The 10,317-nt window shown below is 68.0% G+C and carries 7 protein-coding genes and 1 pseudogene; 7 read left to right on the forward strand and 1 reads right to left on the reverse strand.

Translation table 11 applies throughout. The features are described 5' to 3' along the window. The 7 genes from ACFE77_RS14865 to ACFE77_RS14895 form a co-directional block, all read left to right on the forward strand. Positions 1–1,028, forward strand: a 1,028-nt coding sequence (locus ACFE77_RS14865) for a M2 family metallopeptidase (RefSeq protein ID WP_375422429.1), incomplete at its 5' end; no start/stop codon positions are given. A gap of 82 nt (positions 1,029–1,110) precedes the next feature. Then, positions 1,111–1,773, forward strand: a complete 663-nt coding sequence (locus ACFE77_RS14870) for a L,D-transpeptidase family protein (protein ID WP_375422430.1) — start codon at positions 1,111–1,113, stop codon at positions 1,771–1,773. Positions 1,774–1,918: 145 nt separating this feature from the next. After that, positions 1,919–4,834: an EAL domain-containing protein gene (locus tag ACFE77_RS14875; protein WP_375422431.1), complete on the forward strand. Its 2,916-nt coding sequence runs from the start codon at positions 1,919–1,921 to the stop codon at positions 4,832–4,834. 215 nt (positions 4,835–5,049) lie between these two features. Beyond that, on the forward strand, positions 5,050–6,093 hold the full coding sequence (locus ACFE77_RS14880) for a rod shape-determining protein (RefSeq protein WP_375422432.1): 1,044 nt from the start codon (positions 5,050–5,052) through the stop codon (positions 6,091–6,093). Positions 6,094–6,179: 86 nt separating this feature from the next. After that, positions 6,180–6,590, forward strand: coding sequence for an acyl-CoA thioesterase (locus tag ACFE77_RS14885; RefSeq protein ID WP_375422433.1), 411 nt, complete (start codon positions 6,180–6,182; stop codon positions 6,588–6,590). Positions 6,591–6,668: 78 nt separating this feature from the next. After that, entirely contained in the window at positions 6,669–7,934 is a 1,266-nt protein-coding gene (locus ACFE77_RS14890) for a glycoside hydrolase family 27 protein (RefSeq protein WP_375422435.1), read from the forward strand. Next, positions 7,931–9,385: a M48 family metalloprotease gene (locus ACFE77_RS14895; protein WP_375422434.1), complete on the forward strand. Its 1,455-nt coding sequence runs from the start codon at positions 7,931–7,933 to the stop codon at positions 9,383–9,385. The genes ACFE77_RS14890 and ACFE77_RS14895 overlap by 4 nt, the downstream gene beginning before the upstream one ends. A 237-nt stretch (positions 9,386–9,622) precedes the next feature. On the opposite strand, the pseudogene ACFE77_RS14900 reads toward ACFE77_RS14895, so the two are convergent. Beyond that, positions 9,623–10,317 (reverse strand): annotated as a pseudogene (locus ACFE77_RS14900) (xylose isomerase); the annotation flags it as partial.

Genomic DNA, 10,317 nt, shown 5'->3' on the forward strand with positions numbered 1-10,317 from the left:
ACCTGCTCGGCAACATGTGGGCGCAGGAATGGGGCAACATCTACGACATCGTCGCCCCGAAGGGTGCGGGCGACGTCGGCTACGATACCGGTGAGTTGCTGAAGGCCAAGGGCTACGACCCGGTCAAGATGGTCCGCCAGGGCGAGGCCTTCTACTCCTCGCTCGGCTTCGCGCCTCTGCCGGAGACGTTCTGGGCGCGGTCGCAGATCGTCAAGCCCGCCGACCGCGAGGTGATCTGCCACGCATCGGCCTGGGACATCGACAATCTCGACGACATCCGGATCAAGATGTGCACCAAGGTGAACGGCGACGACTTCGTCACCATCCACCACGAACTCGGCCACAATTACTATCAGCGCGCCTATAAGGGCCAGCCGTTCCTCTACAAGAACGGCGCCAATGACGGCTTCCACGAGGCGATCGGCGACACCGTCGCGCTGTCGATCACGCCCGATTATCTCGTGAAGATCGGTCTGCTCGCCCCTGCGCAGGTGCCGAGCGCGGACAAGGACATCGGCTTGCTGCTGCGCCAGGCGATGGACAAGGTCGCGTTCCTGCCGTTCGGGCTGCTGATCGACAAATGGCGCTGGAGCGTGTTCTCCGGCCAGATCGCGGAGGGGGATTACCAGAAGGGTTGGGACGCGCTGCGCCTGCAATATCAGGGGATCAAGCCGCCGGTCGCGCGTGACGAGAGCAAGTTCGACGCCGGCGCGAAATACCACATTCCGGCGACCGTGCCCTACACCCGCTACTTCCTCGCGCGCGTGCTGCAGTTCCAATTCTACAAGGCGGCGTGCGACCAGGCAGGCTGGAAGGGGCCGTTGCACCGCTGTTCGTTCTACGGCAACAAGGCAGTCGGCGACCGGCTCAACGCGATGCTGAGCATGGGGCAGTCGAAGCCCTGGCCCGACGCGCTGCAGGCGATGACCGGCCGTCGCGAGATGTCCGGCAAGGCGCTGGTCGACTATTTCGCGCCGCTGAAGAAGTGGCTCGATCAGCAGAACAAGGGCAAGCCGACCGGCTGGTAAACGCGGCGACCGTCCGTCCCGCCCCGGCACGCCCGGAATGCGGGGCTGGCGGCCCGGCGTGCTTTGCCCGAATAGCCGCTCGATGAGCCGCCACGCACCCGCCCCCGCGTCGTTCGCCCGCATGGTTGCGGTGGCCGTGCTGGTCGCGGCGTTGCTGGCGGCGGCGGTTGCGCTGGTCCTGAACCGGCCGCCCGCGCCGGTGGTGAGCAGAAGCGTGCCGCCGCCGATCATGGCGGTCGCACCCGCACCCGCACCCGCACCCGCACCCACTCCGGACCCGCGCTTCGTGGTCAAGCACATCCTGTCGGTGCGCAGCCCGATGCGGATCGGGGATCATTATTGGGACGAGAGCGGCGCGCCCGCGGGGCAGATCGTCGTGACGGTCGATCTCGCCGCGCGCGTGCTGTCGGTGTTCCGCGCAGGGTACGAGATCGGCACCGCGGTGATCATCTTCGGGGCGGAGGAGAAGCCCACTCCGCTCGGCATCTTCCCGATTACGCAGAAGGACGCGACCCACCGGTCGACGATCTATGGCGGCGCGCCGATGCCGTACATGCTGAGGCTGACCAACGACGGCATTTCCATCCACGGCAGCGACGTCGCCGACGGCTATGTCACGCATGGCTGCGTCGGGATCCCCGTCGCCTTCGCACGCAAGCTGTTCGCGGCGGTGAAGCTCGGGGACAAGGTCATCGTCACCCGCGGCGAGACACTGAAGATAGGCGACCCGATCACTGCCGCCTGAGCGATCGCAAACTGGGTCGCAAGCAGATGGTAATCACTAAACCTATGTTTAAGATGCGTGGCTTAGACCGTGTGCGGGCCGATCGATCTCGGCCCCGTCGCCCGGTCCGGCGACGACGCCTTCGCTAACAAGGTCTCTCTTCACGGTGCTGCACTCGACCGACTTCGATAGCGATCCGCACGCGCGCCCTGCGGCCCCGCCGGCGATGCCGGCCGCGTGGCGGTATCTGGCGAGTGCCGATCCGACGGCGGCGCTGTCGGGCACGGCGTTGCTCGCGATCGTGCCGGTCGCGCTATGCATGACCGATGCCGAGGGTCGACTGACCTTCTTCAACGACGCCGCGGTCGCGCTTTGGGGCCGCACGCCGGGGCTGGGCGATCCGCACGCGTCGATCTGGCCGATCACCGATGCTCACGGCGGCGCGCTCGCGCCGGGCGACACCGCGCTGGCCCGCGCTCTGGCTACCTGCGAAGCGGTGCACGGCATCGAGGCGTTGGCGCGGCGTGCGGACGGCGGCGAGATCTACTTCGCCTCCGATGCGACCCCGTTGTTCGATCCTGCCGGCGCGCTGATCGGCGCGATCGAAGTCGTCACCGATCTTACCGCGCGCTTTACCGCTGAACGCCAGCTTCGCGACAGCGAAGCGCATTACCGTCACGCCGTCGAACTCAACCCGCAAATGCCGTGGATCGCCGATCCGCACGGCCGCATCCTCCACTTCAACGATCGCTGGTGCCGCTTCACCGGGCAGACCACGGAACAAGCGCTGGCGAAGGGCTGGTTCGGCATCGCCAATCACGACGATCTGCCCGGTGTGCTGAAGGCGGTGGAAACCTCGCTGACCACCGGCACCCCGCTCGACGTGCGCTTTCGGGTGCAGACGCATGACGGCACCGAGCGCTGGGTCCGGTCGCGCGCCTATGCTCGGCACGATGATGTCGGCGCGATCGTCCGCTGGTACGGGTCGACCGAGGACATTCACGATGCAGTGATCGCCGAAGCGGAGCTTGCGCAGGCCGAGGAACGCTATCGTTTCGCGGCACTCGCCACTCGTGACGTGTTCTGGGACCATGATCTGGTGAAGGACAAGATCATGTGGTCGGAGGGCATGAGCGACACTTTCGGCCACGTGATCAACGACGATACCGACGTCGGCGGCTTCTGGAAGGCCCATATCCATCCGCAGGACCGTGACCGTGTGGTGGATAGCCTCGACCGCGCGGTGGGCGAGGGCGATGCGCGCTGGACCTGCGAATATCGTTTCCGCCGCGGCGACGGCACCTATGCGCAGGTGCTCGATTGCGGATCGCTGCTGCGCGACGACAAGGGTGCCGTCACCCGCGCGATCGGCGCAATGCTCGATCTCAGCGATCGGCGGCAGACCGAGGCCGAGCTCCGGCTGAGCGAGGAACGCCTACGGCTCGCGACCGCGGCGGCCGGGCTCGGCATCTCCGACTTCTCGGTGGTCGACGGGCGCGAGCATTGGTCGTCCGAACTACGCCGCATCTTCGGCGTCGACGCGACCACGCCCGCGGGACCGGAAACCTATTTCGCGATCCTCCACCCCGACGACCGGCCCGAAGCCGAGGACCAGCACCGCCGCGCGGTGGCAGGCGATTTCCGGCACGGCTTTCAGGGCCTCCGTAGGATCCTACGCCAGAACGACGGCGCGCTCCGCTGGATCGCTACAGGGGGGCACGTCATCCGCGCGCCCGACGCCAGCGTCCTGCGCGTGCTCATCACCGTGCGCGACGTCACCGAGGAAAAGCTGGCGCAGGACACGGTCGCCTGGGCGGCGACCCACGACGCGCTCACCGGGCTGCCCAACAAGGCGGCGTTCCAGCGCGTGCTGGAGGAGCTGGTCTCCTCGTCGACCGCACCGTCGTCGTTGTTGCTGGTCGACCTCGACGACTTCAAGCTCGTCAACGACACGCTCGGCCACCAGGCCGGCGACGCGCTGCTCGTCGAGGTGGCGTCGCGGTTGACGCTCGATCTGCCCGCCGACGCCACGGTGGCGCGGTTCGGCGGCGACGAATTCGTGCTGACCCTGCCCGGCATCGACAACGTCGGGGCGGTCCGGCTCGGCGAATCGATCCTGACACGGCTGCAGACGCCGTGCGAGCTGGGCGAGCGCACCGTCGATGTCCGCGCCAGCGTCGGCGTCTCCACCTACCCCCGCGATGGCGGCGATGCGTCGACCCTGCTCCAGGCGGCGGACATCGCGCTCTATTCGGCCAAGGCCGCGGGTCGCCACGCGGTGATGCCGTTCGCCTCGGCGATGCGTGCCGGATTGCAGGGGCAGGTGTCGATGCTCCGGCTGGCGCGTGAGGCGATCGCGCGGGGCTCGATCACAGCCTTCTACCAGCCCAAGATCTGCCTGCGGACGATGGGGGTCATCGGGGCCGAGGCCCTGCTGCGCTGGCATCATCCACGCCATGGTATCCAGCTCGCCGGGAGCATCGCCGCGGCGTTCGACGATCCCGAGCTCGCCTCGATCGTCGCCGGCGTGATGATCGCCGCGGTGCTGACCGACATTCGCGGCTGGATCGATGCGGGCGTGCCGATCGGCCGGGTCGCGATCAATGCGTCGCCGCGCGAGATCGCGGCGCGCGGCTATGCGGAACGGTTGCTCGGATCGATGGCGATGCACGGCGTCCCGGCGTCCGCGCTCGAGGTCGAGGTGACGGAGACCGCGCTGTTCGGCGCTGGCGTGGAGGGCGCGGTCGCGGAACTGGCGATCCTGCGCGCCGCGGGCGTGACGATCGCGCTCGACGATTTCGGCACCGGCTTCTCGTCGCTGTCGCATCTGTCGCGCTACCCGATGGACGCGATCAAGATCGACCGGACCTTCGTCGCCGGCCTGTCGAACCGCACCGACCGCGCGGTCGTGGAAGCAGTGCTGCTGCTGTCCGCCGCCCTCGAGACCCAGTGCGTGGCCGAGGGCGTCGAGACCGCCGAACAGCTCGATTATCTGCGCCGCGGCGGATGCAGCATGGCGCAGGGCTTCCTGTTCTCGCCCGCGGTGCCCGCCGACCGCTTCGACTGGACCGCGACCTACTAGAGCTAGATGACTTCGAGCAGAATAAGCCACCCTGGTCGTCATCCTCGCCTGCGCGGGGATGACGGCATGGGTCAACGCGATGCTAATCCGCTCTAACACCGTCGCCGGTGTCGGGCGGCACGGCGCAGGCCGGTTGACGTCGCGCATTTTCGCTCGACAGCATCGGGCTCGCGACGGCAGCGTGCCGACGCCCGTTACCGAGTGTTCCGCCGACCATGCGCTTCCCCCGATTCTTCTCCCTGCCGTCGAGCGACATCGCGATCGACCTCGGCACCGTTAATACCGTCGTCTACCTCCGCGGCCGCGGTATCGTCCTCAACGAGCCATCGGTGGTGGCGATCGAGACGCGCGACGGGGTTAAGCGCGTCCGCGCGGTCGGCGCCGAGGCCAAGCTGATGATGGGCAAGACGCCCGAAGGCATCGTCACGGTGCGGCCGATGCGCGACGGCGTGATCGCCGACCTCGACGTCGCCGAACAGATGATCAAGTTCTTCATCGACAAGGCGCATGGCGGGCCCAGCCGCCTGCCGCGCCGGCCCGAGGTCGCGATCTGCATTCCCTCCGGCGCAACCCCGGTCGAACGCCGCGCGATCCGCCAGGCCGCGACCGCCGCTGGCGCCCACCGCGTCCACCTGATCGAGGAACCGATGGCCGCCGCCATTGGCGCGGGGCTGCCGGTGACCCAGCCGGTCGGCGCGATGGTCGTCGATATCGGCGGCGGCACCACCGAGGTCGCGGTGCTGTCGCTGCGCGGGTTGGCGTACAGCACCTCGGCGCGGGTCGGCGGTGACAAGATGGACGACGCGATCGCGTCCGCGATCCGCCGCAAGTACAACCTCATCATCGGCGAAGCGACGGCGGAGCGGGTCAAGCTCGCCATCGGGGTAGCCCGCGCGCCCGAGGACGGCCGCGGCATCATCCTGCCCGTCCGTGGCCGCGATCTGCGCGCGGGCGTGCCCAAGGAAATCGAGGTCAGCCAGGCCGATATCGCGATCGCGCTCGCCGATCTCGTCGGTCAGATCGTCGAGACGGTGCTGACCGCGCTCGAACATACCGAGCCGGAGCTTGCCGCCGACATCTGCGACCAGGGCATCGTCATGACCGGCGGCGGCGCGTTGCTGTCGCAGCTCGACGCTGTGCTTGCGCGCGCGACCGGACTGCCGGTGATCGTCGCCGAAAACGCGCTGACCTGTGTCGCCACTGGCGCCGGGCTGGCGATGGAGGACCCGATCTACCTCGGGGTCATGACGCTCGACTGACCAGCGTCACGTTTCGCAACACGCAAATGCCACCGACTCGGCTATGATAGGGTAAGTGGATGATTCGAACGGGATGCTGGACTGACATGGTTGAGACCAACGCCCGCGCGCACCTTTACCCGATCGGCGTCGATCCCGCGGACATCGACTTCATGGGCCACGTCAACAACGCCAGCTACCTGAAATGGGTGCAGGCCGCGGTGATCGATCATTGGCGCACCCTCGCGCCCGCCGATGCGGTCGCGCAGCATCTGTGGATCGCGCTGAAGCACGAGATTACTTATCGCAAGCCGACCTTCCTCGGCGACGACGTGATCGCGACGGTGCTGCTCGAACGAGTCCAGGGCGCACGCGCGTTTTACGAGACGATCATCAAGCGCGGCGAAGAAGTGCTCGCGGAGGTGAAATCCAGCTGGTGCTGCGTCGACGCCGCCACCCTGCGGCCGGCGCGCCTGGCACGCGATATCGTCCAGCGCTTCTTCCCCGCCGAAGCCTGAGCAGTGACCGACATCGTCGACCGGCGCACGATCCTCGCCGCGGGTCTCGCAGGGACGCTAGCCGCACCCGCCGCGGCGATGACCAAGGTCAAGCGGCTGCCGCTCGCGCCGACGCCGCCGATGGGGTGGAACAGCTGGAACAGCTTCGCCACCACGATCACCGAGGCACAGGCACGCGAGACCGCGCGGATCATGGCGGATCGGCTGCTGCCGTTCGGCTACGACGTCTTCACCGTCGACATCCAATGGTACGAGCCCGAGGCGTCGAGCTACGACTATAATCGCGATCCCAAGCCGGCGATGGACGGCTATGGCCGGCTGCTGCCCGCGCCGAACCGCTTCCCGTCGAGCGCAGGCGGCCGCGGGTTCGCGCCGCTCGCCGCCGATGTCCACGCGCTCGGGCTGAAGTTCGGCATCCACCTGATGCGGGGAATCCCGCGCCTCGCGGTCCAGCGTAACCTGCCGGTGTTCGGCACCCGCTATCACGCCGCCGACATCGCCGACACCGCCAGCGTCTGTTCGTGGAACCCCGACATGTACGGCGTCGACATGCGCAAGCCCGGCGCTCAGGCCTATTACGACAGCGTCTTCGCGCTCTACGCGTCGTGGGGCGTCGACTTCGTCAAGATGGACGACATGAGCCGCCCCTATGACGCGCACGCGCCGGAGATCGAGGCGGCGCACCACGCGATCGTCGCGTCGGGCCGTCCGATGATGCTCAGCCTGTCACCAGGCGAGACACCCGTGCCCCGCGCCGATCACGTCCGTCGCCATGCGCAGATGTGGCGGATCTCCGACGATTTCTGGGACGAATGGCCGTTGCTGGAGGCGCAGTTCGTGCGTCTCGAAAACTGGAACGCCGAACGCCGCCCGGGTGCGTGGCCCGATGCGGACATGCTCCCGCTCGGGCGCCTCGCGCTCGGCAAGCGCGACACAAAGTTCACGCCCGACGAACAGCGCACGCTGATGACCTTGTGGTCAATCGCGCGATCGCCGCTGATCATGGGTGGCGACCTGCGCCATCTGGATGCGGCGACGCTGGCGCTGCTCACCAATCGCGCGGTGATTGCGGTCAACCAGGGGAGCACCGACAATCGTCCGCATTATGTCGAGGACGGCACCCGAGTCTGGTCGGCCCGCGCCGCGAACGGCGACCGCTACGTCGCGCTGTTCAACACCGGCGACAAGCCGCGCGCGGTCGCGATGCCGCTGCGCGATCTCGGCATCGCCGGCGCCGTCGAAGCGCGCGACCTGTGGAGCGACCGATCGATCGGTCGGGTCACGGAACGGCTGGGCCAGCGCATCGCGCCGCACGGTGCCGGGCTCTACCGGCTGAGCGCATGATCGCTCGATCCGCCCGGCTCGGGTTCGCCGCGATCTTGCTGCTGGCGGGCTGCGGCGAGCCTGCGCCCGACTCTGCGCCGCCGCAGATCACCGCTGAGGACCGCGCGCTCGGCGCCGAACAGCATCCGAAGCTGCTTGCGGAGTTCGGCGGCGCCTATGCCGGCGAGGAATCGCGCTACGTCGCCGCGATCGGCAGCCGGCTTGCCGATGCTGCGGGGCTACCGGGGCGATGCACCTTCACGCTGGTCAACAGCGATGTCGTCAACGCCTTCGCGGTGCCCGGCTGCTACATCTACGTCACCCGCGGCCTGTTCGCCGTAGTGACCAGCGAGGCCGAACTCGCCTCGGTGATCGGACACGAGGTCGGGCACATCGTCGCCAGCCATTCGCAGCGCCAGCAGCGCCGATCGCTGTGGCGGCGGCTCGGCGTGATCGCGGTCGGGCTGACCGGGTCGGATCGCCTGACCCGCCTAGCCGGCCAGGCCGCGCAATATTTCACGCTGCGCTATTCGCGAAACCAGGAGTACGAAGCCGACGATCTCGGCGTTCGCTATCTCCGCGCGAGCGGCTACGACGTCTATGCCGCCGCCGACATGCTCGGCGCGCTCGGCCGTCAGCAGCGCTTCATGCTCAGCACCAACGGCCGGGACGAGGCGCGCAGCATCCCCGAATGGACGTTGAGCCATCCGCTGACCGAACACCGCATCGAACGCGCGCGTGCCGCTGCCGAAGCCACCGGGCTCGCCGACGACGCGCTGCCGGAAAAGGCGGCGCCGTTCCTCGCCGAGGTCGACGGGCTGCTCTATGGCGACGATCCGGAACAGGGCTTCGTGCTCGGCCGCAGCTTCGCGCATCCGGTGATGCGAATCTTCTTCGCCGCGCCCGAGGGCTTCTCGCTGACCAACAGCCCGCAGGCGATCCGCCTGAGCGGCCCGAACGGCGTCGCCGGCGAGTTCGGCGGCGGCACGCTGCCGCCGGGCGGCATCGCGGGTTATGCCGAGCTGCTCGCGCGCCACGTCGTCGGCAAGGGGCAGGCTGACATGGTCGCGGCGGACCGCGTCACGATCAACGGGCTGCCCGCGGTGATCATGCAGCTCCGCCTCGCGGTACAGCAAGGGACCGTGCCGCTTTCGATCGCGGTCTACGACGGCGGCGGTGGCCGCGCGTACCACTTCATCATGGTATCGCCCCCCGCGGACGCGAGCGCATCGGCACTGCGCACCCTGTTCGCCTCATTCCGCCCGCTCTCCGACGCCGAAGTCGCGCAACTCCGCCCGCGCGTCATCCGGACGGTGAGGGCAGGGGCGGGCGACACCGTCGACACCCTGTCGCGCCGCATGGCCGACCCGGCACCGCGCGCACTGTTCCTCATGCTCAACGGCCGCGACGAGGGCGAGCCGATCCGCGCGGGAGAACTGGTGAAGATCGTGACCTATGCGGATGAGCGGTAGGCGAACCCGTCACCGGCGCTCGCCTTCCAAACCACCCCGGCGGAGGCCGGGGCCCAGTTGCGAAGGTGGATGTAAGGAAGCGAAGCGCCCGCCAAGTAGCGCCGCGTACCTGGGCCCCGGCCTCCGCCGGGGTGGTGGGTTAACTGCTGCTCCGCCAAACCCCTCCTCCCAAAAAAATTGCCGGCTGCGAGGAAGACGCAGCCGGCCAGGGGAGAGGTGGAAGTCGGAAAAACGGAATCAGAGGAAGCGGTTGATCAGATTCTCGATGCGCTCCTGCTGCCCCGAACGAGGCTGCGGATCGAAATTGCGCTCAACGACCAGGTCGGCGATGCCGGCAAGGTCGCGCTCGGCGACCGCCGCACCGATCTCGCCGTCCCAGCCCGCGTAACGATCGGTCCGGATCTTATCGAGGCGCCCGTCCTCGATAATCGCAGCGGCGTTGAGCAGGCCCTTGGCGACGACGTCGATGCCGCCGACATGGCCGTAGAACAGATCGGCCGGATCCATGCTCTGGCGGCGAACCTTGGCGTCGAAGTTGAAGCCGCCGGTGGTGAAGCCACCCGCACGAACGATCTCGAGCATCGCCAGCGTCAGCTCCTCGACCGAGTTCGGGAACTGGTCGGTGTCCCAGCCATTCTGCGGGTCGCCGCGGTTGGCGTCGATCGACCCGAAGATACCGAGTGCGCGGGCAGTCGCGATCTCGTGCTCGAACGTGTGGCCGGACAGCGTGGCGTGGTTCGCCTCGATGTTGACCTTGACCTCGTTCTCCAGGCCGTAGCGCTTCAGGAAGCCGTACACCGTCGCGGTATCGAAATCGTACTGATGCTTGGTCGGCTCGTGCGGCTTCGGCTCGATCAGGATCGTGCCGGTGAAGCCAATCTTGTGCTTGTGCTCGACGACCAGGCTCAGGAAGCGCCCGAAATTGTCGAGCT

The sequence above is a fragment of the uncultured Sphingomonas sp. genome, assembly GCF_964243315.1.
Taxonomy (GTDB): Bacteria; Pseudomonadota; Alphaproteobacteria; order Sphingomonadales; family Sphingomonadaceae; genus Sphingomonas.